20 protein-coding genes, 1 tRNA gene and 1 pseudogene are annotated in these 25,680 nt (G+C 72.7%); 13 read left to right on the forward strand and 9 right to left on the reverse strand.

The genetic code is table 11. The features are described from left to right. The first annotated feature begins 2 nt into the window (after positions 1–2). Both GKS42_RS06460 and GKS42_RS06465 read left to right on the forward strand, forming a co-directional pair. Positions 3–3,359, forward strand: a complete 3,357-nt coding sequence (locus GKS42_RS06460; protein WP_154793091.1) for an ATP-dependent DNA helicase — start codon at positions 3–5, stop codon at positions 3,357–3,359. After that, positions 3,356–6,721 carry an ATP-dependent helicase gene (locus tag GKS42_RS06465; protein ID WP_232847957.1) on the forward strand — a complete coding sequence of 1,122 codons (3,366 nt, stop codon included), beginning with the start codon at positions 3,356–3,358 and terminating at the stop codon, positions 6,719–6,721. Before GKS42_RS06460 ends, GKS42_RS06465 begins: the two co-directional genes overlap by 4 nt. A gap of 28 nt (positions 6,722–6,749) precedes the next feature. Here the strand turns inward: GKS42_RS06465 and GKS42_RS06470 are convergent, their stop codons facing one another. Next, entirely contained in the window at positions 6,750–8,126 is a 1,377-nt protein-coding gene (locus GKS42_RS06470) for a phosphotransferase (protein WP_232847958.1), read from the reverse strand. Between the two features lie 72 nt (positions 8,127–8,198). Here GKS42_RS06470 and nudC point away from each other — a divergent pair, with 72 nt between their 5' ends. Then, positions 8,199–9,167, forward strand: coding sequence for an NAD(+) diphosphatase (gene nudC, locus GKS42_RS06475; protein WP_154793092.1), 969 nt, complete (start codon positions 8,199–8,201; stop codon positions 9,165–9,167). A 42-nt stretch (positions 9,168–9,209) separates the two neighbouring features. Here nudC and GKS42_RS06480 read toward each other — a convergent pair whose 3' ends face one another. Then, positions 9,210–9,434 (reverse strand): mycoredoxin, encoded by a 225-nt coding sequence (locus tag GKS42_RS06480; RefSeq protein WP_154796580.1) that lies wholly within the window; start codon positions 9,432–9,434, stop codon positions 9,210–9,212. A 195-nt stretch (positions 9,435–9,629) separates the two neighbouring features. Here GKS42_RS06480 and GKS42_RS06485 point away from each other — a divergent pair, with 195 nt between their 5' ends. The 3 genes from GKS42_RS06485 to GKS42_RS06490 all read left to right on the forward strand — a co-directional run bounded on the left by GKS42_RS06485 (position 9,630) and on the right by GKS42_RS06490 (position 12,491). After that, positions 9,630–11,699, forward strand: coding sequence for an ATP-dependent helicase (locus tag GKS42_RS06485; RefSeq protein WP_154793093.1), 2,070 nt, complete (start codon positions 9,630–9,632; stop codon positions 11,697–11,699). A gap of 112 nt (positions 11,700–11,811) precedes the next feature. After that, positions 11,812–11,979, forward strand: coding sequence for a hypothetical protein (locus tag GKS42_RS26190; protein WP_210769324.1), 168 nt, complete (start codon positions 11,812–11,814; stop codon positions 11,977–11,979). 143 nt (positions 11,980–12,122) lie between these two features. Beyond that, positions 12,123–12,491 (forward strand): WhiB family transcriptional regulator, encoded by a 369-nt coding sequence (locus tag GKS42_RS06490; protein WP_354002701.1) that lies wholly within the window; start codon positions 12,123–12,125, stop codon positions 12,489–12,491. A 40-nt stretch (positions 12,492–12,531) separates the two neighbouring features. Here GKS42_RS06490 and GKS42_RS06495 read toward each other — a convergent pair whose 3' ends face one another. Then, positions 12,532–13,563: a ThiF family adenylyltransferase gene (locus tag GKS42_RS06495; RefSeq protein ID WP_154793095.1), complete on the reverse strand. Its 1,032-nt coding sequence runs from the start codon at positions 13,561–13,563 to the stop codon at positions 12,532–12,534. A gap of 104 nt (positions 13,564–13,667) precedes the next feature. Here GKS42_RS06495 and GKS42_RS06500 point away from each other — a divergent pair, with 104 nt between their 5' ends. Continuing rightward, positions 13,668–14,195, forward strand: a complete 528-nt coding sequence (locus tag GKS42_RS06500; RefSeq protein WP_154793096.1) for a M48 metallopeptidase family protein — start codon at positions 13,668–13,670, stop codon at positions 14,193–14,195. Positions 14,196–14,219: 24 nt separating this feature from the next. Here the strand turns inward: GKS42_RS06500 and GKS42_RS06505 are convergent, their stop codons facing one another. Next, entirely contained in the window at positions 14,220–15,749 is a 1,530-nt protein-coding gene (locus GKS42_RS06505; RefSeq protein WP_154793097.1) for a zinc-dependent metalloprotease, read from the reverse strand. 87 nt (positions 15,750–15,836) lie between these two features. On the opposite strand from GKS42_RS06505, the gene GKS42_RS06510 reads away from it, so the two are divergent. After that, positions 15,837–17,006 carry a YlbL family protein gene (locus GKS42_RS06510; protein WP_232847959.1) on the forward strand — a complete coding sequence of 390 codons (1,170 nt, stop codon included), beginning with the start codon at positions 15,837–15,839 and terminating at the stop codon, positions 17,004–17,006. 58 nt (positions 17,007–17,064) lie between these two features. Here the strand turns inward: GKS42_RS06510 and GKS42_RS06515 are convergent, their stop codons facing one another. Next, positions 17,065–17,613 carry a PPA1309 family protein gene (locus GKS42_RS06515; RefSeq protein ID WP_328804198.1) on the reverse strand — a complete coding sequence of 183 codons (549 nt, stop codon included), beginning with the start codon at positions 17,611–17,613 and terminating at the stop codon, positions 17,065–17,067. 190 nt (positions 17,614–17,803) lie between these two features. Between GKS42_RS06515 and GKS42_RS06520 the strand changes: the two genes are divergently transcribed. The 5 genes and pseudogenes from GKS42_RS06520 to GKS42_RS06540 all read left to right on the forward strand — a co-directional run bounded on the left by GKS42_RS06520 (position 17,804) and on the right by GKS42_RS06540 (position 21,949). Beyond that, entirely contained in the window at positions 17,804–20,743 is a 2,940-nt protein-coding gene (locus GKS42_RS06520) for a UPF0182 family membrane protein (RefSeq protein ID WP_232847960.1), read from the forward strand. Positions 20,744–20,830: 87 nt separating this feature from the next. After that, positions 20,831–20,904: transfer RNA gene (locus tag GKS42_RS06525), tRNA-Met, on the forward strand. Between the two features lie 106 nt (positions 20,905–21,010). Further along, positions 21,011–21,088 (forward strand): annotated as a pseudogene (locus GKS42_RS26420) (hypothetical protein); the annotation flags it as partial. 80 nt (positions 21,089–21,168) lie between these two features. Beyond that, positions 21,169–21,345 carry a hypothetical protein gene (locus GKS42_RS06535; RefSeq protein WP_354002716.1) on the forward strand — a complete coding sequence of 59 codons (177 nt, stop codon included), beginning with the start codon at positions 21,169–21,171 and terminating at the stop codon, positions 21,343–21,345. 58 nt (positions 21,346–21,403) lie between these two features. Beyond that, positions 21,404–21,949 carry a hypothetical protein gene (locus GKS42_RS06540; protein ID WP_154793099.1) on the forward strand — a complete coding sequence of 182 codons (546 nt, stop codon included), beginning with the start codon at positions 21,404–21,406 and terminating at the stop codon, positions 21,947–21,949. 68 nt (positions 21,950–22,017) lie between these two features. Here the strand turns inward: GKS42_RS06540 and GKS42_RS26760 are convergent, their stop codons facing one another. From GKS42_RS26760 to GKS42_RS06555, 4 genes are all read right to left on the reverse strand, one after another. Further along, a complete protein-coding gene (locus tag GKS42_RS26760) occupies positions 22,018–22,146 on the reverse strand; it encodes a hypothetical protein (protein ID WP_290368047.1) in 129 nt (42 codons plus the stop codon). 81 nt (positions 22,147–22,227) lie between these two features. Continuing rightward, positions 22,228–23,481, reverse strand: a complete 1,254-nt coding sequence (locus GKS42_RS06545; RefSeq protein WP_232847961.1) for an FAD-binding protein — start codon at positions 23,479–23,481, stop codon at positions 22,228–22,230. A gap of 55 nt (positions 23,482–23,536) precedes the next feature. Beyond that, positions 23,537–24,286 carry a hypothetical protein gene (locus GKS42_RS06550; protein WP_154793101.1) on the reverse strand — a complete coding sequence of 250 codons (750 nt, stop codon included), beginning with the start codon at positions 24,284–24,286 and terminating at the stop codon, positions 23,537–23,539. Further along, entirely contained in the window at positions 24,283–25,617 is a 1,335-nt protein-coding gene (locus tag GKS42_RS06555; RefSeq protein ID WP_154793102.1) for a DUF58 domain-containing protein, read from the reverse strand. The genes GKS42_RS06550 and GKS42_RS06555 overlap by 4 nt, the downstream gene beginning before the upstream one ends. Positions 25,618–25,680 lie beyond the last annotated feature (63 nt).

Below are 25,680 nucleotides of genomic sequence, written 5' to 3' on the forward strand. Positions count from 1 at the left end.
GCATGAGTTCCGCAGCCGCCCCCGACCCGTCGGGTCGGCCGGACCCGTCCCAGCAGGCGGCGCGGCGGGCCATCGGTGCGGGCGGCCACCACGTGGTCCATGGCGCGCCGGGCTCCGGCAAGACGCAGACGGCGCTGGCCGCGTTCGTCGACGCCCTCGAGTCCGTCGACGCCCGGTCGGCGAACCTGTTCCTGGTGCCCACCCGCCAACGCGCGGCGGTGCTCCGCGACGAGGTGGCGCGCCGGTTGCGCCGAACGACCGGCACAGCGCTGGTCCGCACGCCCGCATCGCTGGCGTTCGCGATCCTGCGGCTGCGGGCGAGCCACCGCGGCGAGGCCGCACCCACGCTCATCACGGGCCCGGAGCAGGACCAGGTGCTCGCCGAGCTCCTGGCCGGACACCTCGAGGGGGAGGGTGCGAGCATCGACTGGCCGGCCGCCGTCGGGCCCGAGACCCGGTCGTTGCGAGCCTTCCGCGACGAACTGCGGGACCTGTTGATGCGCGCGGCCGAGGCCGGCCTGGACGGGCCCGGCCTGGCTGCGTGGGGCGAGCGGCACGGCCGGCCGGAGTGGCGGGCAGCGGGCCGACTGCTGACGGAGTACACGGAGGTGACCTCGCTCGGCGAGCTGACTCCCGATCGCGGCGCCAGGTTCGACGCGGCCACGATCGTCGACGAGGCGGTCGGGGCGCTGCGGTCCTGGGAGCGTGAGGTGCCCGGGGTGCCCCGCCCGCGGTGGGACCTCGTGGTCCATGACGACTACCAGGACGCCACGATGGCCACGGCCCGCCTCCTGGAGGCGATGGCCGACGACGGCACGCGCCTGGCGTTGTTCGGTGACCCGGACATCGGGGTCCAGGGCTTTCGTGGCGGGCTGCCCGCGCTGCTGCACTCGGCGACCCTGCCGCCCGCCCGCGGCGGGCCGGAGGCCGGACCGACGGCCCCCGGCCTGTGGGGGGCAGGCGAACACGTCCTCGAGACGGTCTGGCGGCACGCGGACCCGGTGCGCACCGCGGTCGCGACGCTGACCGCATCGTTGCCGACCATGCAGGAGACCCGCCGGCGGCGCGCTCAGGCGGCGGGCGACGGGTCCGACACGGTCGGTGAGGTCCGCACCGCGGTGCTCGCGAGTCAGGCCCAGGAGGTCGCGTTCATCGCCCGGGAACTTCGCGAGCAGCACCTGCACGACGGCGTGCCGTGGTCCCGGATGGCGGTGATCGTGCGTTCGGGATCGGACATCGGCACGATCCGGCGTGGCCTGCGCACCGCCGGGGTCCCACTCGCGATCGCGGCCCCGGACCGTCCGCTGCGGGACGAGCCGGCTGTCCGTCCACTGCTGATCGCGCTCGAGTGCGTGCTCGCCGATGACGTCGATCCGGTGGCCGGCACCGAGCTGCTGCTCTCCCCGCTCGGCGGCCTGGACCCGGTGTCGCTGCGTTCCCTGCGCCGGGCTCTGCGCCAGGCCGAACGGACCGACGGCGGCGACCGGCACTCCGATGACCTGCTCGCGGCGGCACTGACCGATCGGGCGACCCTCGCCGCGCTACCGGTCCGGCACCGGCGCGGTCCGCAGCGGGTGGCCGAGGTCCTGGCCGCGGGGCGGGCGGCACTCGACGCGCCGGAGTCCAGCGTCGAGACGGTCCTCTGGGCCCTCTGGGACGCCGCGGGTCTCGCGGCGACCTGGCAGCAGCGCGCCCTGACCGGAGGCGCCGCGGCCGACCGGGCGGACGCCGACCTGGACGCGGTGATGGCGCTGTTCCGCGCCGCGGAACAGTTCGTGGACCGGACCGCCCGGTCCACGCCGTCTGGCTTCGTGCACCACTTGGCCGCCCAGGACTTCCCGGCCGACACGCTGGCCGCGCGCGGGTCGTTGGGCGACTCGGTGGCGGTGCACACCCCGGCCAGCGCCGCCGGAGCGGAGTGGGACGTCGTGGTCGTGGCCGGTGTCCAGGAGGACACCTGGCCCGACCTGCGGATCCGGGACACCCTGCTCGGCGCCGCCGACCTCGCCGACATCGCCACGGCACGGCACGTGCACCTGTCCAGCGGGGCCGGTGCGGCCACGGGCGGGGGTGCGGGCGCCGTCGGTGCAGACGCCGATGCCGGGGGAGCCGGCGGCGCGGGCAGCACCGGCGGCGCGGGCCCGCGCCACGGCTCCGCGAACCTGATCGCAATCCGGGCGGAGCGGAACCGCCGGGCCCGCCGTGAGGTCTATGAGGGCGAGCTCCGCACGTTCGTGATGGCCTGCTCGCGGACCCGCCGGAGCCTGCTCGTCACCGCGGTCCTGGACACCGACGCCCGGCCGTCGGAGTTCTTCGAGGCGCTCGCCCCGGACGCCGTCGAGGCCCAGAACGTCCGGAGCGTGCCGAGCCCACTTGACCTGCGCGGCCTGGTCGGCGAACTGCGGGCCGCGGTCCGCCCGGTCCTGAGCGGGGCCGAGATCCGGCCCGACCAGGTGGCCCTCGCCTCGGAGGCGGCCGCCGTGCTCACCCACCTGGCCGGACATCACGTGGACGGTGCGGACCCGGGCACCTGGCCGGCTCTGACGGCGCCCACGTCCAGCGCGCCGCTCTGGCAGGAGCTGACCCCGGTGACGGTGACGCCCTCCACCGTCGAGACCGTCGCGGCCTGCCCGTTGCGGTGGGCGCTGACCACCTCGGGTGGCCGCCGCGGCGACAGCGCGTCGCAGAGCCTTGGCAATCTCGTCCACGAGATCGCCGCGGCGGCGCCGCACGGCACGGAGCCCGAGCTGCTCGCGGACCTGGACGCGCGCTGGCACGAGCTGGACCTCGGTGACGGGTGGATGGGCCGGCGCGACCGGAGCCGCGCCGAGGAGATGATCCGCAAGCTCGCCGGCTACCAGGCCGCCCATCCCGGCCGGGTGGAGACCGAGGTGGAGTTCGGCGCGGACCTCGGCCGGGTGGCGCTGCGGGGCCGGGTGGACCGGGTCGAGTACACCGGGGCCGGGGTGCGGATCGTCGACCTCAAGACCGGCAGCACGGCCATCAGTGCCGCCGACGCCGGGCGCAACCCCCAACTGGGGAGCTATCAGGTGGCCGCCGAGCAGGGGGCCTTCGACGGGGAGGGTGCGGCCGGTGCGGCACTGCTGTACGTGGGTACGAGCGCCAAGTCGGGGGCCGTGACCCGGGATCAGACACCTCTGTACGATGACCCCGAGCCGGGCTGGGCCACCGAGATGCTCACCGCGGCGGCCGAGACCATGGCCGGGGCGGGCTTCACCGCCCAACCGGGACCGCTGTGCCGCACCTGTGTGGTGCGGACCTCGTGCCCTGCCCAGCCGGAGGGGTCACGGGTCACCGGCGCCCTCGGCGGCGCGACCACCCAGGAGGGGGCGCGGTGACCGACCCCGCAGGTCGCGCGGCGTCCGGCGCGACGCACTCCGGAGCGCCGGTCGCGGCCCGGCCGAACGATGCCGCGAACGCGGGTACGACGTGGACCGCGGCGCGGATCGCCGAGGCCCTCGGCCAACCGCCACCCACCGCCGAGCAGACCGAGGTCATCGAGGCACCGCTGACGCCGATGCTCGTCGTGGCCGGGGCCGGATCGGGCAAGACCGAGACGATGGCAGCGCGGGTGGTCCACCTGGTCGCGAACCGCCTGGTCGCGCCCGGGGAGATCCTCGGCCTGACGTTCACCAGGAAGGCCGCCGCCGAACTGTCGGGTCGGATCCGGGTGCGGCTGCGCGCCCTGGCCCGGGCCGGGGTGGAGGGCGGGGACACCGTCGAGGACCGGCCACGGATCGCGACCTACAACTCCTACGCCTCGGCGATCGTGCGCGATCACGCGCTGCGGATCGGCGTGGATCCGGACGCCACTCTGATCGGGGACGCCGGCCGCTACCAGCTCGCCGAGCAGATCGTGGCCGCGTGGCACGGCGACATCGACACCCCGCTCGCCCCCACCACCATCATCGACGCGGTCGCGGCACTGTCCGCCGAGCTCAGCGAACACGGTCTCGAGCCGGCGCAGGCTGCGGCCGCCATGCAGCGGATCGCCGGCGAACTCCTGGAGAAGGCACCGGCCGGCCGGAGCCAACGGCCGATGGCCCAGACCCTCAAGGTGACCGAGTCCCTCGGCACCCGTGCCCAGCTGATGGACCTGGTGGCCGCGTTCGCCGAGCGGAAGCGGCGCGGGGGCGTCGTCGACTTCGGGGACCAGGTCCGCCTCGCCGCCACCATCGCCGCAGCGGTCCCGGAGGTCGGCGAGGCCGAACGGTCCCGGTACCGGGTGGTACTGCTGGACGAGTACCAGGACACCTCCATCGCCCAGGTGCAGATGTTGCGTGCCCTGTTCGCCACCGGACACCCGGTGACCGCAGTGGGGGACCCGAACCAGGCGATCTACGGCTGGCGTGGCGCCGCTGCCGGGACCCTGTTCGCGTTCCCCGAGGCGTTCCGTGAAGCGGACGGTGGCACGGCCCGGATCGCGCACCTGAGCACCGCCTGGCGCAACGACACCGCCATCCTGACCGCCGCCAACCGCACCGCCGGCCCGTTGCGCGAGCTCGCCGCCGTCGGCGGGGCCGTCCGTGAGCTGCAGGCCCGGCCCGGCGCCGGTCCCGGCCGGGCGGTGGCCGTGTTCTGCGAGACGGCGCAGGAGGAGGCCGCCCGGATCGCCGACCTGCTCACCGAGCAGTGGCACCCGGAGCTGGCCAGCGCGGCGGTGCTGTGCCGCAAGCGAGCCCAGTTCCCGGTGATCGAGGCGGCACTGAGGGCGGCTGGGCTGCCGTGTCAGGTGGTCGGGCTGGCGGGGCTGCTGTCCACGCCGGAGGTCTCCGACATCCGCGCCGCGCTGCAGGTGGCGCACGATCCCTCCCGTGGGGACGCGATGATGCGGCTGCTCACCGGGCCGTCGGTGAATCTGGGGGCGGCGGACCTGTACGCACTGTCCCGCTGGGCCAGGTCCCAGGCCAGCGCCTGGGTGGCGCGCTCCGACGACGACGATCCCGACGAGGCGCCGGTGGTCCTGGAGGCGGCCGAGCAGGCTTCGCTGGTCGAGGCCGTGGACGTGCTGCCACCGCACGCCTGGCGCACGGGGGACGGGCGCAGCCTCAGCGAGGGCGCACGCCGTCGGCTCGGACGGCTCGCCGCACAGATCCGTCAGATCCGGTCCCTCACCTACCTGTCGATGCCGGAGCTCGTCACCGCCACCGAGACGATCCTCGACCTGGACATCGAGGTCCTCGCGTCCGTGCCGGGAAGCGTCGGCCATGCCCGTCGGCACCTCGACGCGTTCACGTCCGCGGCCGCGTCGTTCGCCGGGGACTCGGATGCCCCGACCCTTGGCGCGTTCCTGACCTACCTGGACGTCGCCGAGGACGAGGAGCGGGGTCTCGAGGTGGTCGAGGCCGAACCGGACCCCACCGCGATCCAGATCATGACGGTGCACGCGGCCAAGGGACTGGAGTGGGACACCGTGGTGGTGGCCGGCCTGAACGAGGGCAGCTTCCCGTCGATCCCGAGCCGGAACGGCTGGCTCACCGCGGTCGCGAGCCTCCCGTACGAACTGCGCGGCGACGCGGACTGGCTCCCGGAGCTGGACATCGAGGGTCCGACCACCCACAAGGAGATGGATCTCGCGCTCGCCGAGTTCAAGGAGGCCGAAGGGGATCGGCTCCTCGCCGAGGAACGCCGGCTCGCCTACGTCGCGCTGACCCGGGCCAAGCGCACCCTCATGCTGAGCGGCTCGTTCTGGTCCGGTGACCGCAAGACCCCCACCGCGCCGTCGGTCTTCCTCACCGAACTCGTCGGCGGCGGCCTGGTGGAGACCGGCCCGGACTGGCCCACCGCGTCGGCGCACGAGGTGAACCCCGGCACGGGCGCGCAGACCTACGGGTACTGGCCCGAGCAGCGCGATCCCAGCGCGGCGATCGCGGGACGGTGGGAGGAGATCTGGGCCGGTGCGGCGTCAGACCCGGCCGGGGCACCCGACGCGCCGGTCACCGCATCGGGAGCGGCCTGGTGGCGCGATGCCCAACTGCTACTCGCCGAGCGGGGCGCCGCCGCGCACACCCAGGTTCCGCCGCCCGAGCACCTGTCCGCGTCGGCCGTCGTCGGGCTCGCCGCCGACGCCGAGGAGTTCGTCCGCAACCGCCGACGTCCGATCCCGCGCCGCCCCAGCGTCGCTGCCCGGCGGGGCACCCGCTTCCACGCCTGGGTGGAGCAGTACTTCGGTGCGAGCTCCCTGATCGAGATGGACGCGCTCCCCGGCGCCGACGACGACGCAGCAGGATCGGAACGCGCCCTCGCCGAGCTGCAGCAGGCGTTCCTCGGCTCGCCGTGGGCAGCCCGCACCCCGGTGGCCGTCGAGGTCGACATCGAGACCCCGGTCGCGGGAATCACGATCCGCTGCCGCATCGACGCCGTCTTCAGTGACGGTGACGGCGTCCACATCGTCGACTGGAAGACCGGGGCGGCACCACGCTCACCCGAGGCGCTACGGGCCCGGCAGATGCAGCTGGCGCTCTACCGGATCGCCTGGTCCCGGCTGCACGGCATGCCGCTGGAGCACGTACGCGCCTCCTTCCACTACGTGGCCGAGGCGGTCACGGTCAGCGGCGACGACATCGCCGAGGCGGACGTGGCCGAGGTGCTCGCCCAGGTCGGTCCCGAGACCATGCTGGCCGCCCGCCCGCGCGCCAGGATCGACCGCTCGGACCGACCCGGTGCCGACGTCGAGATCGTCGCGGACACGCTCTGGTGAGGAGACCGGCGCCGCCCGAGCGCCGCGGTCAGGTGCGGTGCGGCGGGAACTCGGTCGTCGGGGTGTCGTCGAAACCCCGACGCGGCTGGGTGCGCTCGTAGTCGGGAACGATGAACTCCTCCTCGTCGTCCTCGACCACCGCGTGTTCGGCGGTGTCGGAGTCGTCGCCGGCGAGTTCGCTCGTGCGGCGCCACAGCGGACGGCTCGGCGCCACGGCCGACCGGGAGTGTTCGACCTCTTCGCCGTCGTCGATGCCCGTCGTCCCGTCGTCGGCCGCGTCCTCGTGGTCCGCGACGGCCTCGTGGTCGCCCAGGTCCTCGTCGCCGGCCTCCCCCCGCTCGTCCGAGGCGACCGTGTGCTCCTCGTCGGCCCAGTCCTCGGCGTCACCCGCGTCCTCGCCGTCGGCCGCGTCCTCGCCGACCTCGGGGAGCGGGGCGACGTCCGGGATCACCGGCTCGGAGTACCCGATCGGCGGCTGACCGGTCACCTCCTCGTCGAGCTCGAGCAGCATCTGGACGGCGTCGTCGATGATCGCCCCATCGCGGTGCCGCACCCCGTGCATCAGCCACCGGGCCACGGCGAGCTCGCTCGCCAGCAGTGCCCGCGCGGTCAGCTGCTCGTCGGCACGCTCGGTCCGGGCCAACGCGTATGCCTCGAGGATCGCGTCGAGTGACTCCTCCGGCGCTGCGGCCAGCAGCCAGGCCAGGTCGTCGGCAGGGTCGGCCACCCGGGCGTCGGACCAGTCGAGGATCCCGACCACGTCGTCGTCGACCACCAGGACGTGCTCGGCCGCGAGGTCCCCATGCACCGGGGTGGCCCGGAACCGCCACAGGGTGACGTCCTCGAGAGCGTGCTCCCAGCGGCGGAGCAGGCCCGGCGGGATATGCCCGGTCGCGGCCGCCTCGTCCACCTCCGCGAGGCGTCGACGGCGGTAGGCATCCGCGTCGTAGGTGGGCAGGCCGGCATCCGCGACCACCGTGCTCGGCAACTCGTGCAGACTCGCGATCGCCCGGCCGACCTGCGCGGCCAGGCCGGGACCGGCGGCGAGCCGCTCGATCGGAAGCGGCTTGCCCCGCAGCTCGGGGTAGACCATCGCGCGGCCACCCTCGGGCAGCGGTGCGAACCCGGCCGGCCTCGGCACGTCGAAGGTCAGCAGGTCGTCGTCGGCGGCGCGGCCGAGCGCCTCGAGCAGCGCGACCTCTCCCTCGAGCGCGGCCCCGGCGGCGGAGTCGCGCGGGGACCTGACGATCCACCGCGACCCGGTGGCGTCCATCACGCCCACCACGTCGAAGTCGGCGCCGGGCGTGCGCGGGGGACGGGTCGCGACCACGTCGAGACCCGGCAGTGCGACGGTCGCCAGCGCGGCGAGGGCGAGTGGGGACCGGGAGGCGTTCGGCTCGGACACAACACCACGGTAGGTGACCTTGCCGCCAAGGGAGGGTGCGCCGCATCGGCGCGTCTGATCTACGGTGAACCCGTGCACTCCGATCTCCTGCCCCTCGCCCGTGCCAGTGTCGATCGGGATGCGCATGCGCGGGTCCGTCCCGGCCTCCTCGAGGAACTGCTCGCCGACACCTCGACGCGGATGCTGACCGTCGACGGCGACCGGGTCGCCACCACCGGTGGTGACGACACGGCGCTGGCGTTCGTGCCGCCGTCGGACCGGGCCGACGGGGCCCGACTGCTGTACCTGGGGCGCGATGACGACGGTGCCTATCTGGCCCAGATCCTCGGTTCCGAGCACCACGCCGGCGCCGGCGACGTGGACCGGCGCACCGACGACCCGCAGGGTTCCACCACCGGTGGATCGGTGTCCTACGCCGTCCTGCGCGAGATCGGCTGGCAGCTCGGGGACCGGGACGCCGGGCTGGCCGTCGGGGCGCTCGCCCTCGCGAACTGGCATCACACGCACAGCCACTGCCCCCGGTGCGGGACGGCGACCGAGGTGATCGACGCCGGCTGGGTGCGACGATGCCCCGCCGATGAGTCGCTGCACTATCCGCGCACGGACGCCGCCGTGATCATGGCGATCACCGACGACACCGGGCGCATCCTGCTCGGGCACGCCCCGCAGTGGCCGGACGGCCAGTTCTCCGTGCCCGCCGGGTTCGTCGAACCGGGGGAGTCGCTGGAGGCGGCCGTCCGCCGCGAGGTGTTCGAGGAGACGAACGTGGTGGTCGGCGAGGTGACCTACCGGGCCAGTCAGCCCTGGCCGTTCCCGGCCTCCCTCATGGTCGGCTTCGCCGGTCGTGCCCTCGCCATCGACGTCCGCCCGGACGGGGAGGAGATCACCGAGGCCCGGTTCTTCTCCGCCGACGAACTGCGGACGGCGTGGACGACGGGGACGGTCCGGCTCCCGCGACCGACTTCGATCGCACGCAGCCTCATCGAGGAGTGGTTCGGCGAACCGCTTCCCGAGGTCGAGACGGCCCGGCGATGGGCCTGAGGACCGCGTCAGGTCTGCGCCGGCTTGAGCGCATCGCGGCGGTCAGGCGCCGAGGCGCTCCTGCACCTGGGCGAGGGACGGGTTCGTCGCGGCGGACCCGTCCGGGAACAGGATGGTCGGCACGGTCTGGTTGCCGTCGTTGACCTGCTCCACGAACGCTGCGGCGCTCGGGTCCTCCTCGATGTTGACCTCGTTGTAGGCGATCCCGGCACTCTTCAGCTGCGTCTTCAACCGGCGGCAGTACCCGCACCAGGTGGTGCTGTACATCGTGATGGTGCCGGCCTCGGGTGCGGTGGTGCTCAACGGATTCCTCCAGTAGGGAGTCGGATCGGCGTTCGGCCCGCCGGCCGGACGGTGGTCGGCCCGGGCGTGGTGCCTCACCTGAGCGAACCACCGGACCCGGCCGATTGTTCCCCCGCCTGTGGACACCGGGCACCGGTGTCGGACCGGGCTGCGAGAATCATGTCGATGTCCGCACCCACCCTGCCCGGCGCCGAGGAGCTGCTCGCCGCACTCGACGAGGACCAGCGCGCCGTAGCCTCGCAACTGACCGGCCCGGTGTGCGTGCTCGCGGGCGCCGGGACGGGCAAGACCAGGGCGGTCACCTACCGGATCGCACACGGTGTGGTGACCGGCGTGTACAACCCGACCACGGTCCTCGCGGTGACGTTCACGGCCCGGGCGGCGGGTGAGATGCGCACCCGGCTGCGCGAGCTCGGGGTCTCCGGCGTCCAGGCGCGCACGTTCCACGCCGCGGCGCTGCGGCAGCTCTCCTACTTCTGGCCGGCCGCGATCGGTGGCGGCATCCCCCGGATCGTCGAGCACAAGGCCCCGCTGATCGCCGAGGCGGCCGGCCGGCTCGGCGTGGCCGTGGACCGGATCGCGATCCGCGATCTCGCCGCCGAGGTCGAATGGGCCAAGGTGTCGATGGTCACCGCCGAGGACTACGTGGCGGCCGCGGCTCGCGCCGGACGCTCCGGCGCGGCCGGCCAGGACCTGACCACCGTGGCCCGGCTGCTCTCGGTCTACGAGGACGCCAAGACCGAACGGCACGTGATCGACTTCGAGGACGTGCTGCTGCTGATGGTCGGCATCCTCGCCGAGCGCGGCGACATCGCCGCCGAGGTCCGCAAGCAGTACCGCCACTTCATCGTCGATGAGTTCCAGGACGTCTCCCCGCTGCAGCACCGCCTGCTGGAGCTCTGGCTCGGGGATCGGAACGAGCTGTGCGTGGTCGGGGATGTCTCCCAGACGATCTACTCCTTCACCGGCGCGAGCCCGCGCTACCTGACCGAGTTCGGCCGGCGCCACCCCGACGCCACCGTGGTGCGGCTGGTCCGGGACTACCGCTCGACGCCGCAGGTAGTCTCGCTGGCCAACAACGTGCTGGCCCGCGCCGGGCGAGCCCGCTCCAGCGCCGCCGTCGAGCTGCGCGCGCAGCGGCCCTCCGGGCCGGCCGTGGCGTTCGAGACCTACGACGACGACGAGTCCGAGGCACGTGCGGTCGCGGTGCGGATCGGAGAACTGGTCCGCGGCGGCGTGAGGGCCAGCGAGATCGCCGTGCTGTACCGGACCAACGCCCAGGCCGAGGCGTTCGAGCAGGCGCTCAGCCAGGCCGGCGTCGGCTACCTGGTGCGCGGTGGGGAACGGTTCTTCTCCCGCAAGGAGGTGCGTGACGCCGTCGTGCTCCTGCGCGGCGCCGCCCGCAGCCAGGGTGAGACGCCGATGCCGGAGCTCGTCCGCGATGTCCTGACCAGCGTCGGCTGGGCACCGGAGGCGCCTGCCGCGCGGGGGGCGGTCCGGGAACGGTGGGAGTCGCTGAACTCCCTCGTCGGGCTCGCTGACGAGCTCGCGGCGTCCAGGGGGGCGGACCTGCCCGAGTTCGTCGCCGAGCTCGGGGAGCGGGCCGCCGCCCAGCATGCGCCGACCGTGGAGGGGGCGACGCTCGCGTCCCTGCACGCCGCGAAGGGGCTGGAGTGGGACGCCGTGTTCCTGGTCGGGGTCAGCGAGGGACTGCTGCCGATCTCGCTCGCCGAGGGCGACGAGGCGATCGAGGAGGAGCGCCGGCTCCTGTACGTGGGCGTCACCCGCGCCCGCGAGCATCTGCAACTGTCCTACGCCAGGTCGCGCAACACCGGTGGCCGCGCCACCCGGAGGCGGTCCCGGTTCCTGGACGGGATCTGGCCGTCCGAGGAGGCCGGCGGACGCCGGCACGGTCGCCATACGGACTCCCGGGCAGGTCGGCGCGAGGCGCTGACCGCGGCGGTCACCGAGCAGGATGCGGACCCGGACCTGGTCGAGCGGCTGCGCCGCTGGCGAGCCGAGGTGGCCGAGCGGATCGAGAAGCCGGCCTTCACGATCCTGCATGACACCACCCTGATCGCGGTCGCCGCCGCCCAGCCGCGGGAGCTACGACACCTCGCGATCCTGAGGGGGATCGGGCCCACCAAACTCGAGGCGTACGGCCCCGCGATCCTCGCCGTGGTGCGCGGCGAGGACCCCGTCGGAAATCAATCTGAAGAAAGTTCTTAAAAAGGGTTGGGTCCTCGGGTGCGGCCGACGTAGGCTGTCACACGTTCCTGATCGATGGGTTGCGCCTAGCCAGCACCGAGCGGCCCCCAAAGCCTGAAAGGAGTGAGCACACATGATGAATCTGATCGATACCCAGTCCACGCGAGTCGATATCCGACCGCGCGCCGTTGTGTTCACTCCGGGCCGTGCCAAGGGCACGGCCGGCGGCTCGCGTCTCGCGCCCATCGGTTTCGCCGTTCCCGGCACAGCCATGCCCGGCTCCGCATCCAGGATCAGTTAGCAGCAGCACTGCACTGAGTCCCAGCCGCGGAGCCCACCAAGGGTCCGCGGCTCTTCTCACTACTCCAGGGATAGATCTCCCCGGTTTGTGACAGACCCGGTAACCCACCGGTCGACCCACACACCATGCCTCAGGAGCATCTCGTGCAGTTCACTTCAGTTCTCGATCAGCTCACCCTCGGGGGATCGGCCACGACCTGGCCCCTACCCGAGCAGACGATCGACCTCCCGATCTCGGGCGACCAGCCGCTGCCGTGCCAGGACGCGCGGAACCAGGACCTCTGGTTCGCCGAACAGGGCGCCGACGTCGAGCGCGCCAAGGCGCTCTGCGTCACCTGCCCGATCCGCAAGGAGTGCCTCGAAGGCGCCATCGAGCGGCGCGAGCCGTGGGGCGTCTGGGGCGGGGAGGTCTTCATCGACGGTCAGGTCGTTGCCCGTAAGCGTGGCCGCGGCCGGCCCCGCAAGGACGACCCGTATGCACCGTCCGCCAGGCGGGACCCGTCAGCCGCGTGAGCGGCGGGCGGGCTCACCGCAGCGACAGGGCGGGCACCGGTCACCGGTGCCCGCCCTTCGCCGTCCGCGGCGGGGTACCGGACGGCACGCCGAGGGCGACCGGGGAGCAACCGCACTCCGGGTGCACCTGCCAGTCCCGCACGACCGGGATCGGGTCCCACGCCGTCAGCGCCAGCTCGGCACCCTCGACGACGGCCGACCGGCCGTCGAGGACGGCCAGGATCTGGCCGGCGGCGAGGGCCGCGCCCGACCAGCCGAGTGATGTCTCGACCCCCGACGGCGGGCGCGTGGCAACCTGGGTGGCGACCGCCGGCCAACGCGCGTCGGCCTCGCACCGGTACAGGTCCACGCACCGCAGGCACACGCCAAGGCCGGGGCGCACCAACGGGCCCACCACGACGTCCAGCTCCCGCACGAGGACCGGGAGATGCGCGACATCCTCGCGCATCAGGACACGTAGCGGCACTGGATCGACCACCCCGTGGTCGACCACCACGACGAGGTCCGGGCGGGTCCGGGCGGGCACCGTCACGCCGACCTTCGGGGCGGCCGCCCGCAGGACCGCCCGCCCCACCTCGGCCCGGTTGACGCCCACGTCACCCGGGCGGAACAACCCGGCTCCGACGTCCTCCGGGCGCACCCTGGACCGGTCCTGAAGCAGCACCGAGCCGATGCCGGACTGGGCCAGGATCACCGCGATCCGCAACCCCAGCTGATCGACGCCGCAGACCTGGATCACGCGATCGAGACGCGACCCGGGGGGTTCGATCCCGGCCGCGGCGGCCACCTGCCAGTACCGGGCGTCCGGGTCGCCGGCGACGGTGCCCTCCTCCAGCAGCACCCCCGCCACCCGGAGTCGCTCGAGCAGGACGTCGACCGCAGCGGTGCGCACCGAGTGCGCGTTCGCCAGGCTGAGCAGGGCGGCACGGTCGACATCGCGGCCGAGGGCCTCGAGCACCTGCTGCTCGCCCTCGCTCAGGTCCTCCAGAAGCACCGCGCAGCGCGGATCGAGCCCCACCTGACTGGCCCCCGGCTCGCGCCAGTAGACCTCGAAACCGTCGCGAATGCGCATGTCCCCTCCCTCTGCCACGAGCGTGACACAGCGGGCCGGCGCGGGTCGGCGATGTGGCGGTGCCTGTGGATAACGGGGACGCGCTGTGCCAAAGTGAAGCCGACATGAGCGAGCGGGAGATCGAGGGGCACGGCACGGTCGAGGTGCGACGCAGCACCCGCCGGCGCAAGACCGTGTCCGCGTACCGGGAGGCCGGCCGCACCGTGGTGGCCATCCCGAGTCGGTTCACCAGGGCCGAGGAGGACGCCTGGGTCAACCGGATGCTCGAGCGGATGGCCGCCTCCGACCAGCGCCGCCGCCCCTCCGACGCCGACCTCGCCGCGCGCGCCGCGGACCTGTGCGCCGCGTACCTCGACGGCCTCGCCCCGCCTGCGTCAGTGGAATGGGTCGCCAACCAGGACACCCGATGGGGCTCCTGCACACCGGCACGCCGCACGATCCGGATCTCCGACCGGGTGCAGGGCATGCCCGAGTGGGTGCTCGACTACGTGCTCCTGCACGAGTTGGCGCACCTGCTGGTCCCCGGGCACGGCACCGACTTCTGGCACCTGGTGGAGCGCTACCCGCAGACCGAGCGCGCCCGCGGGTTCCTGCTCGGGATCTCCCACGCCAGGGACACCCCCGCCCGCTGACCGGGCGGTGTCACGTCAGCCGATTCAGTCCCGGCCGCCGTCGGGACCGTCGCCCGAGCCGCCGTCGCCCGTCGTGCCGTCGGGCCCTGCTTGCGTGCCGCCGTCGTTCTCGGCGCGGTCCGGACCAGCCGCCGTGCCGCCGTCGGGACCGGCCCCGGTGCCGCCGTCGTTCTCGGCGGCGCCCGCCTCGTAGCCGAGCTCGCCGTCGAGCAGCGCCGCCAGTGCGGCGTCGACGTCCTGGTCCACCTGAGCGGCGAACGCCCGGCGGTCCAGGAAACCGGCCGGCTCGTCGAGGTCGGCCGCCGTGGGGATCACGTCCGGGTGTGACCAGAGTGCGTCCCGGACGTCCTGGCCCTGCTCCCGGGCCACGAGCGCCCACAGGGATGCCGCATCGCGGGCCCGGCGCGGCCGCAGCTCCAGCCCGACGAGCGTGTGGAAGGTGTCCTCGGCGGGACCACCGGCAGCGCGTCGCCGTCGCAGCATCTCCCGGAGCGGCACGTGGTGGGGCAGGTGCGGGGCGACCGCGTTCGCGGTGACCTCCTCGACCCAGCCCTCCACCAGGGCCAGGGCCGTCTCGAGCCGGGACAACGCCTGCTCCTGGGACGGGGTGTGCTGGGTCGAGAAGATCCCGCCGGACAGGGCGCTGCGGAGCTGGTCCATGTCCGTGGGGTCGATGGACCGCACCGACTCCTCCAGGTGTGCCAGGTCGATCTCGATGCCGCGGGCGTACTGCTCGACGGCGCCCAGCAGGTGCCCACGCAGCCACGGCACGTGGGCGAACAGCCGCGCGTGCGCGGCCTCTCGGACCGCGAGGAAGTGCCACACCTCGTCCTCGGGGGCGTCCAGATCCGCCGCGAACTCATGCAGGTTGGCCGGCACCAGCAGCAGACTGGGCTCGGGCAGGAGCGGCAGGCCGGTGTCCGTGCCACCGAACACCTCGCGCGCCAGGGTGCCCGCCGCCTGACCCACCTGCATGGCGAAGCTCAGGGCGCCGAGGCGGCGCATCATGGCGCCGATGTCCACGCCGCCGAGCATCGCCGTCGCCTCCTCGGGCAACTCCTCGACACTCATCATCGTGGCCAGGGCGTCCGCGACCGACGTCGCGATGGGTTCGGCGACCGCACGCCAGGTCGGCAGCGTGCGCTCCACCCACTCCGCCCGGGAGGCGGCGATCTGCTGGCCGCCCGAGGGAGGCAGGTCGGTGGCCGCGTCGAGCCAGAGGTCGGCCACGCTGAGCACCGAGCGGGCCTTCGCCGCATCCGCGGCGGAGACGCTCGGGTCACCGCCGGTGTGGGCGGCCTGCCTCGCCACGTCGTGGGCGATCCGCCAGTCCGACGCACCACCGTCATCGGCCGAGAGGATCTGGCGCATCTGTGACATGGCCGCGGCCATCTGCTGCGGGTTCTGCGGCATGCCGGCGACCGACGCGAACTGCTCCGGGTCCACGCCACTGGCCTCAAGCGCGCGCATGGCCTCCTCGGCCGCCTCCGGCCCGAGCATCTGCTCGAGCATGCGGCGCCACTCGTCGCGGCCTGACGGGGTCTGCTCGGTCATGCCCCACGGTAACCACACCGGAGGGTCGGTGCGACGCCCGACCGGGTGGCTTTCGCTCAGGGCGCACGCTCGGGGGATGATGGGCCCATGTCGACGCAGGCTCCCGAGTCAGTGATGCACTCCGACCAGCCCGAGCACACCGCCCCGCCGACGCCCGGCGGTCGCTGGCGGGCCCTGCGGCGACGCCTGGTCCTGACGAACCGGTCGATCACGATGACGATCTCGGGACTCGCCGCCTTCGGGCTGCTGCTGACGATGATCCTGCAGCCGGTTCCGTTCGCGGTCCAGGGCGCCGGGCCCACGTTCGACACCCTCGGCTCCGTGAACGACGTGCCGCTGATCACCGTGGAGGGCGCCGAGACCTATCCCACCGAGGGCGAACTGCGGCTCACCACGGTGACCACGGCCGGCGGGCCAGGGTTCCCGGTGGACGTCGGCAGCGTGATCCGCGGATGGCTGTCCGCCGGACAGCGGGTGGTGCCGGTGGAGACGGCCGTGGACCCCTCACTGACCCAGGAGGAGCAGGACCTGATCGGTGCCCAGCAGATGTCCTCCTCGCAGGAGAACGCGACGGTCTCGGCGCTGACCACCCTGGGCTACGACGTGCCCGCCACCCTGACCATCTCCGGCGCCGACCCCGACCGCGGCGCCGCCGGAACCGTCGAGGAGGGCGACGTGATCGCGTCGATCCGCACACCCGACCTGCCGACGACGACGATCACCACCTACGCCGACCTCGACGACGCGCTCGAGGCCACACCCCCCGGCACCACGGTCACCCTCGGCGTTGACCGCAACGGGGTGGCCACCGACGTGGAGATCCTGACCACCGACGACGGATCCGGTGGGAGCCTGCTCGGGATCTACCTGAGCGCAGAGTTCGAGTTCCCGGTCGAGGTGGACATCAAGATCGAGAACGTCGGCGGCCCGAGCGCTGGCACGATGTTCGCGCTGGGCATCATCGACCAGATGACCCCCGGTGCGCTGACCGGTGGTGAGGTCATCGCCGGGACCGGCACGATGTCGCTCGGCGGCGACGTCGGGCCGATCGGTGGCATCACGTTGAAGATGTACGCGGCCGAGCGCGACGGCGCCGACTTCTTCCTCGCCCCCGCGGACAACTGCGGCGAGGTGGTCGGGAACATCCCCGACGGTCTCGAGGTGTTCCGCGTGGCCACCCTCGACGAGGCCCGGACCGCCGTCGAGGCGATCGCCGACGGGAACACGTCCGACCTTCCGGTCTGCACCGCCGGCTGACGCGCGTCCGGCTGGGCTCGGTGGTCCTGGCGACGGCCTGAGCGCCCGGGCGCCCGGCTCAGCGCAACGTGGCTGCCAGCGCCTCGACCAGCCCTGGGACGGCGTCTGGGCCGCCGGCAACCGCGTCGTCGTTGTCGTTCGCGCGGGATCGGAGCGCACACCAGCTCTCGCCGGTGCGCAGCCGGCCGGCGGCGATGCGCACGTCCTGCCGGTCCGGGTGATTCATCAGGTAGTCCACGCCGGCGTCCGGGTCCTGCGGCATGTTCGCCTCGGCCTCCGGGGGCACCACGATCCGCTCGACCACGATCGCCGCACCGGCCACCGTCTCGGGCCACGCCAGCTGGGCGAGCAGCTCCTCGAGGTTCGTCGACTCCGGCAGACCGTCCTGCTCGATCGAGGTGAGGTGCTCGGGATCGTGCCGCGCCGCCTCCACGACCTCGGGTGGGAACTCCTGAGCGAGCGCGGGGTTGTCCGCGAGGGCGTCGGCGGTGCGGATCAGGGCGAACACGCTCACGGGCGCATCCCAACCGGCCGCGGCCGAATGCTGCTCGATCTCGATGACGGCCATGGTGAGTGAGCGTTCGCGGGGGGTCATCTCGGTGTTCACGACCCCATCGTCTCAGCGCCCGGAGAGTATGCGAAACTTCCCAGAGGGCTCGTGCGTTGTGAAGTGTGTGAGCACGCCGTCCAACGCTGTGCCCGCGCTCGCCGTCCTGACCTAAGCCCCTGAGGTGTCACTCGTGTCATTCGCTGCCAGTCGTTCCGCCCGCTCGAGCGGGGGGCGCCGCCAACGTGGCGTGTTGCTGCCAACCCTGCTGGTCCTGGTCGGGGTGGTGGTCGCCTTCCTGATCCTGGCCCGGTTCTGGACCGAGTGGCTCTGGTTCGACCAGGTGGGCTACAGCGAGGTGATCCGGACCGAATGGGTCACCCGGGCGCTGATGTTCATCGCCGGTGGCGTGGTCATGGGCGGTGCGATCTGGCTGAACCTGTACCTCGCCTACCGGCACCGTCCGATGTACGTGCCGACCACCCAGCAGCAGCAGGACCTGGACCGGTACCGGGAGGCGTTCGAGCCGCTGCGCCGGATCGCGTTCATCGGCGGCCCGATCCTGGCCGGCTTCTTCGCAGGCTCCGCGGCGAGCACGCAGTGGCAGACCGCACTCCTGGCCCTCAACGGTCAGGAGTGGGGAACCACGGACCCCCAGTTCGGGATCGACCTGTCCTTCTACATGTTCACGCTGCCGTTCCTGCGGTTCATCGTCTCGTTCCTGATGACGACGACGTTCTTCTGCGCGGTCGCGGCCGTGTTCACCCACTACCTCTACGGCGCGCTTCAGCCGATGGGCCGCGGCGAGAAGATCTCCCGACCGGCCCGGATCCACGTGGCGATCCTGGCCGCCGTGTTCACGCTGCTGATCGCCATCAACTACTGGCTGGACCGGTACTCGCTGCTGTCCAACGACGGTGACCGCTTCAGCGGGGCGTCCTACACCGACATCAACGCGGTGCTGCCCGCGAAGGCGATCCTCGCCGTCATCGGAGTCTTCGTCGCGGTGCTGTTCATCTACACCGGGGTCCGCGGGAACTGGCGACTGCCCGCCGTGGGGGTCTCCCTCATGGTGGTCTCGGCCATCCTCGTGGGCGGGATCTACCCGGCGATCATCCAGGGGGTGCGCGTCGGGCCGAACGAGCAGGCGCTCGAGGCCACCTATATCCAGCGCAATATCAATGCGACCAGGGAGGCGTACGGGCTCACCGACGTCCAGGTGCAGCCCTACAGTGCGGAGACCGTGGCCGAGGCCGGGGCTTTGCGCGAGGACGCGGAGTCGACGGCGAGCATCCGGCTGCTCGACCCCCAGGAGGTCTCGCCGACCTTCCGCCAGCTCCAGCAGAACAAGCAGTACTACAACTTCCCGGCGACCCTCTCGGTGGACCGGTACACGATCGACGGGCAGAGCCAGGACACCGTGATCGCGGTGCGCGACCTGGACCTGGCGGGGGCCGGGCAGAGCAACTGGGTCAACGACCACACGGTGTTCACCCACGGGTTCGGGGTCGTGGCCGCGTACGGCAACACGGTCACCTCGGACGGTCGGCCGGCGTTCTTCGAGAGCGGGATCCCGAGCACCGGCATCTTCGGCGACACCTACGAACCGCGCATCTACTTCAGCCCGAACTCGCCGGAGTACTCGATCGTAGGGGCGCCGGAGGGCACCCCGCCGTGGGAGCTCGACTACCCGGACGACAGCGCGCCGAACGGTCAGGTGAACAACACGTTCACCGGCGACGGCGGCCCGTCGATCGGCAACATCTGGAACCAGGCCCTGTACGCGGCCAGGTTCGGCAGCGAGCAGATCCTGTTCTCCGACCGGGTCACCTCCGAGTCCCAGATCCTCTACAACCGGGACCCGCTGGAGCGGGTCGCCCGGGTGGCTCCGTTCCTGACCCTGGAAGGGTCCACCTACCCGGCCGTGGTGGACACCGACGACGACGGGATGAAGGAGGTCGTCTGGGTCGTCGATGCCTACACCACCTCCAACGAGTACCCCTACTCGGCCCGCCAGGAGCTCGAGTCCGCGATCACCGACTCGCTGACCGAGTCCGGTGAGGTGCCGGTCGCGGCCCTTCCGGACTACATCAACTACATCCGCAACTCGGTCAAGGCGGTCGTGGACGCCTACGACGGCTCCGTGACGCTGTACGCGTGGGACCCGGAGGACCCGATCCTGGCCACCTGGGACGCCATCTTCCCGGGCAAGATCCAGCCGATCTCCGAGATCAGCGGTGACCTGATGAGCCACCTGCGCTACCCCGAGGACATGTTCAAGGTGCAGCGTGAACTGCTCACCCAGTACCACGTCACCGACGCCGAGAGCTTCTTCACGACGGCCGACTTCTGGCGGGTCCCGAACGACCCGACTTCGGACGCAGAGGTTCCGCAGCCGCCGTACTACCTGACCCTGGCGCTGCCGGAGCAGGACCAGGCCTCGTTCTCGTTGACCACGTCCTTCATCGTCGACGACGACACCAGGAACGTCCTCACAGGTTTCCTGGCGGTGAATGCCGAGCCCGGGAACACCCCGGGGGAGGTCGCGGAGGACTACGGCACGTTGACCCTGCTCGAGCTCCCACGGGACGAGACCGTCCCGGGACCGGGTCAGGTACAGGGCAACTTCGACTCGGATGCCGCCGCGGCGAACGAATTGAACATCCTCGGCCGCGGAGGCTCGGAGGTGATCCAGGGCAACCTGCTCACCCTGCCCGTCGGTGGCGGTGTGCTCTACGTCCAGCCCGTCTACGTGCAGTCCTCGGGCGGCACCCAGTACCCGCTGCTGCGGCGCGTGCTCGTCGCGTTCGGTGACGAGGTGGGCTTCGCGCAGACCCTCGACCAGGCGCTCGACCAGGTGTTCGAAGGTGACTCCGGTGCGAACGCCGGGGATGCCGACGTCGATCCGACCCCCGACGAGGGGACCGGAACCGGCGGCGGCGAGGGAACCGAGACCCCGGACGTCGACGCCCAGCAGCGCCTGAACGACGCGCTGGCGGCGGCCGGTGCCGCGCTCACGGCCTCCGACGAGGCGCTCGCCAGCGGCGACTGGGCCGCGTACGGCGAGGCCCAGACGCAGCTGGAGGAGGCGATCGCGGACGCGATGGCCGCCGAGCAGGAGCTCGCCGGCGCAGCCCCCGCCGATGATGGGGCCACCGAGGAGCCGACCGACACCGCGACCACGGGCTGATCGTGCGGCCGTGGCGCCGGTGTGACCGGCGCCACGGCCCGCGGATTTGCCCCGGCGCGGGCGGACCCGTAAGGTTGTGTTTACCGACGCGGGGTGGAGCAGTTCGGTAGCTCGCCGGGCTCATAACCCGGAGGTCGCGGGTTCAAATCCCGCCCCCGCCACAAATCCTTCAGGCCCGGAATCCACGGATTCCGGGCCTGAAGGCATTTCAAGGGTCCGGAACACAGCGACCGGAGTTGGTCCAATCGGGTCGGGCATACTGAGCGCGTGCTCCTGACCCTGACGACCACGCACCAGCCGGCCACAGATCTCGGTTACCTGCTGCACAAGCACCCCGACCGGGTGCAGGAGTTCAAGCAGTCGTTCGGCACGGCCACGGTCTTCTACCCCTGCGGATCATCTACGGCCCGGACTACACGGACTCGCTGGATCTCCTTCGTGAGCGCCACCTCGGGAAGGAGCGTCAGCTCGCCGTCCGGGAGCACGGGCTGGGCCTCGACGCGCTCACGGCGTTCGTCGAACACGATCCGCTCTGGAAGGTGCACCAGTCGGTGTTCGGGGTCCTCGCGCTCGAGTCCGAGCCGGTCGACCCGCGGCTGTGAGTGCGCGGATGTGAGGACCGCTACTCTCGCCGAGAACTGATCAAGGACTGGAGCTCCCATGGAAACCTGGCAATTCATCGGCATCGCGCTGCTCGTCATCGCGCTGCTCGCGTCCCCGCTCTGGAAAGGGCTCCTCACCAGCCGGGCGCAGAGGGCCGGGGAGAACGCCGGCAGAGCGTTCGCAGCCAAGCGGCTCCCGACGGCGTTGGACGCGCTGTCGACCACGCTGGACCTGCGGACGGACGCCGGCACGGCCACCGAGGTGATCAACGCGGCCGTGGCGGCCAAGCCGAAGAAGGCGGCGGCGGCCGGTCCCGGGCAGTGGTACGTGACCTTCGCCGATCGCGACGACATCCACGTCCGGCTGACCGGCGTGCCCGGAGGGGTGCGGCTCGCAGTCGTCAAGACCATCGAGTTCCAGGAGTTCCCGCAGGGTGGCGGGGACTGGGCGAAGTTCCGCGAGCGGGTCGTGGCGGCCGCGCAGGCGCGTGGTGTCGCGACCACCCAGGGTGCGTCGCCGCACCTGCAGCGGATCGCCGACCCGTCCGGCAGGGAGACGCTCGGCGGCGCGCGCGCGAGTATCTGGGTCGCTTCGGTCGCCTAGCCGGCAGCGGCGGAGCGTGGTCCGCGTGAGCCGCCCCCGTCAGACGGCTCGCGCGGACCGGCGCCCGGTCAGGTGGTCTCGGGTTCGTCCTCGTGCGGAACCGTGTACGGGTTCGTGACTTCGCCGAGCGTGGGCGCCTGGCCGACGGGTTCGTCGTCGTCGGCGCGGCGCGGATTCAGATCGATCCTGGGTGACATCTCGTCCTCGATGGTGGCATCCCCTGCGTGACCCGAGAGTAGTCCCGCCTCCAGGGTCGTGTGATGCGTTTGACGAGCCGATCAGCGGGGGAGCACCGTCCGGTCCAGGTAGTCGTTGCGGAAGCAGCCCTGCGGGTCGAGCCGGCCTGCGAGCTCGGCGAAGTCCCCGAGCCGCGGATACAGGGTGGCCAGGCGCCCGGGCCCGGTCGTGAACCACTTGCCCCAGTGCGGGCGGGCGTCGAACGGGTCGAGGGCATCCTCGATCCGCGGGAGCAGCGCTCGGACCGCGTCCGGCTCCCGGGCGAACGTGAGGTGGAACGCGACCCGGTCCCCGCCCTCGGCTGCGCTGAGCCACAGGTCGTCGGCGGCGACGGTGCGGATCTCGGAGACCTGCAGCACCGGCGCCATCGCCTCACCCAGGCCGCGCAGGGCCGTGATGGCGGCGACGGCGTGCGCCCGGGGCACGAGATACTCGCTCTGGATCTCGGCACCAACACTCGGGGTGAAGCCCATCCGGAAGTGTGGCAACCGGTCGTACCACGGCCCGGGCCGGCCGAGCTGTGCGGTGCAGTTGACCGCGTCCAGGCCGTCGATCGGATGCTGTTCCACGGTGGCGGGCACCCCCCACGGGGCGTCCGGCTCGGCCGCATCACGGCTCTTCATCCAGACCCGGCCGGCGATGTCACCGAAGCGGGTGAACACGCTGACGCTCTGCGCCGCGGAGGTGATCGCGTCGAAGTCGCCGAGCAGGTCCTCCCACGGCACGTCCCGGCGCACCCACTGCCGCACCTCGTAGCGGGGTTCGACGGCCAGCGTCACCCGGGTCACGATGCCCAGCGCCCCGAGGTGCACGACCGCGCCCGGGAAGTCCGCGTCGCCCCGGCTCAGGGTGAGCTGGTCGCCGTCCGCCGTGATCAGTTCGAGGCGCACGACGGCGGAGGCCAGGTTCCCGGTCGCGTCACCCGAGCCGTGGGTCGCGGTGGCGGTGGCTCCCGCCACCGAGATGTGCGGCAGCGAGGCCATCGCGCCGAGCGCCCAACCGGCCCGGTCGAGGGCGACGGCGAGGTCGCCGTAGCGCACGGCCGCGCCCACGGTGACGGTCCGGGCGTCGGGGTCGATGTCGATCTCCGGGTCCACGCGCTCCAGGCTGATCAGGTCCCCGGGGGAGTCGGCCAGGTCGTGGAAGGAGTGCCGGGACCCGAGTGCCCGGATGTGCGAGGCGGCGGCGACGATGCGACGCACCTCGTCGAGCGTGTCCGGTCGGTGCAGCGTCGCCGCCGTGTACGCGTGGGTACCGGCCCACGTGGTGCCGGGCTCGGCGCGTCGGTTGTCCAATGGGTGCTCCTGATCGGGTGCGGTCTGGTGGGGGAGAAGGGCGCGTGCGTCGAGGTCAGGCGTCGGGGTCCACCGACCGCCACGTCGGCCGGGCAGCCGGCGGCTCGCCGCCGTCCTGCGGCGGTGCATCGGAGGACGTTCTATCACCTCCGGGCCCGGCCGGTGTGCTGCCGGTGGTTCCTCGAGACGGCTTCGCAGGCAGGCGGCGGGGCCCCGGGCCGCCCGCCTCGACGGCACGCAGTGCCCGCACCCCCACCAGGACGAGGACCGTGATCGCGATCAGCGCCAGCACGGCGAGCCAGGGGAAGGGGGAGGCCGGCCCTGGCAGGAACCAGACGACCACGCCGACCAGTTGTGCGAACCCTTGAACGACCAGGGCCGGGACGAGCCCTCGCCGAAGGGCGGCCAGTTCCACGCGGGCCCGCGGGGACAGCCCGGAGACCCTTCGGGTCAGGTAGTGCATGCCGTGCAGGCACAGCAGCAGGCCGGCGCCGACGGCCGGGGACGGCTCCCGGGCCGCGAACGCGACGATCCCCGCGACCAGCGCGATCATCGGGATCGCGCCCTGCGGACCGATCGCGACCCCGACGCCGAGCGCCGCGGCCAACGCGAGCTGGGTCGGGTCCGCGGTGAGGATCGGGCCCGCGGCGAGTACGGCAAGGCCCGCGACCACCCGGACCACCCAGGCCGGCACCCAGCGGCCGACGTCGATCTCGACCGGCGGCAGTGGCCGCTCCCGCGGTGTGTCGACGTCCCAGCCGAACATCCACTGGCGGACGCTGCTGAGGCGGCCGGGGGCGCTCATCGGGTCCGCACCCGGTGCCCGGGCCGGGACAGCACCAGCAGGTCGATGTCCGCGGACGTCGACGAACCGTGGCCGTCCGGGTCACCGACCCAGTGCACCACCTCGACGCCGGTGCGGCGCAGCCGCTCGAGCCGGATCCCGCGCTCCAGGCGGACCAGGGCGTACGCGGTCCGCTGGTAGGAGTCGAGGTGATGGTCACGAACCTGGGGCAGCACGTCGACGGCGATCACCCGGTGCGCCTGGGCGTGCCACTGGTGCGCCATCCGGGCCGCCTCGTCGTCGAGGAACGTGGAGAAGATCACCACCAGCGCGGACGATGGCACCTGCGGGGCCCGTTCGCGGGCGGTCGGTGAACCCTCCGGTGCGATCGTCGCGAGCCGCTGGGTGATCCGGTCCAGCTGCTTGCGCCCGCCCGCCGGAGCCACCGGCCGGCGGCGCAGCCCGAGGTCGTCGAGTCCGACCCGATCGCCGCCGTCGACGTACCGCTTCGCGAGCGACGTGGCCGCCTCCCGAGCCAGGTCGAGGGAGGTGGGCTCGTCCACCCGGGCCTCCTTGCCGCCGCCCCAGGTGTCCACGTCCGGCCCGACGTTGTCGCGCGAGTCGACCACGAGCATGATCGTGGCGTCCGCCGTCGCGAACGTGCGGCGCACGTAGAGCTCGCCGAGGCGCCCGGTGGTCACGTCCAGGGATCGGCGGGCCGTGACCCGCCAGTCGATGCGGCGCAGCCGGTCACCCGGGGTGAACAGGTTCACGTCGTGCAGGTCGGTGCCGTCGCCGACCCGCCGGGACGTGTGCGGACCGGTCAGACCCTGCAGCCTGCGTGGCATCGGGAGCCGGCGCAACGGGATCGCGGTGGGGTAGACGGTCACGCGCAGCGGCCCGAGGCGACTTGGCCCGGCGACCATCGTCTGGTCGTAGGAGGACCACACCAGGTCGGTGCGGAACATCGGCTGCACGCCGGTCCGCGCGGTGTCCAGGTGCAGCCGGACCGTCCGGGGCCCGGGGCGGCCGACGTCGATCAGTGCCTGACCCTCGCGGTGTCCGGCGCTGGACACGCGGACCCGGAGCACCTCGGCCCCGGGCGCGGGATCGAGCACCAGGTCGGCGGACACGGTTCCGATCAGGCCGTCGGCGGCGGCGTCGGTGCCGGCCCCGCGGCGATCGGTCGCCTGACCCAAGGCCTGGCTGGAGGTCGAGGTGGGCCGGGTGAACCAGGCCCAGGCGAAGCCGAGCACGAACGGCAGGCCCAGCACGGCGACGTCGGGCCGGGAACCGATCACCCCGAGCGTGAGGGCAGCCACGCCGATGACGGCGGCCGCGATCGACTGCACGCCGGGACGCCAGGGCGCCGCTGCCGGAGGCGGGCGCTCACCGGTGCGCGGGGGGATGTCGGC

Origin of the sequence: Occultella kanbiaonis (genome assembly GCF_009708215.1) — a bacterium.
GTDB lineage: Bacteria > Actinomycetota > Actinomycetes > Actinomycetales > Beutenbergiaceae > Occultella > Occultella kanbiaonis.

Excerpts from the sequence above, each read along its gene's own strand:
- GKS42_RS06460 (WP_154793091.1), top strand. The coding sequence starts at position 3 with ATGAGTTCCGCAGCCGCCCCCGACCCGTCGGGTCGGCCGGACCCGTCC.
- GKS42_RS06480 (WP_154796580.1), bottom strand. The coding sequence starts at position 9,434 with ATGTACAGCACCACCTGGTGCGGGTACTGCCGCCGGTTGAAGACGCAG.
- GKS42_RS06485 (WP_154793093.1), top strand. The coding sequence starts at position 9,630 with ATGTCGATGTCCGCACCCACCCTGCCCGGCGCCGAGGAGCTGCTCGCC.
- GKS42_RS26190 (WP_210769324.1), top strand. The coding sequence starts at position 11,812 with ATGATGAATCTGATCGATACCCAGTCCACGCGAGTCGATATCCGACCG.
- GKS42_RS06495 (WP_154793095.1), bottom strand. The coding sequence starts at position 13,563 with ATGCGCATTCGCGACGGTTTCGAGGTCTACTGGCGCGAGCCGGGGGCC.
- GKS42_RS06500 (WP_154793096.1), top strand. The coding sequence starts at position 13,668 with ATGAGCGAGCGGGAGATCGAGGGGCACGGCACGGTCGAGGTGCGACGC.
- GKS42_RS06505 (WP_154793097.1), bottom strand. The coding sequence starts at position 15,749 with ATGACCGAGCAGACCCCGTCAGGCCGCGACGAGTGGCGCCGCATGCTC.
- GKS42_RS06510 (WP_232847959.1), top strand. The coding sequence starts at position 15,837 with ATGTCGACGCAGGCTCCCGAGTCAGTGATGCACTCCGACCAGCCCGAG.
- GKS42_RS06540 (WP_154793099.1), top strand. The coding sequence starts at position 21,404 with ATGGAAACCTGGCAATTCATCGGCATCGCGCTGCTCGTCATCGCGCTG.
- GKS42_RS26760 (WP_290368047.1), bottom strand. The coding sequence starts at position 22,146 with ATGTCACCCAGGATCGATCTGAATCCGCGCCGCGCCGACGACGACGAA.
- GKS42_RS06550 (WP_154793101.1), bottom strand. The coding sequence starts at position 24,286 with ATGAGCGCCCCCGGCCGCCTCAGCAGCGTCCGCCAGTGGATGTTCGGC.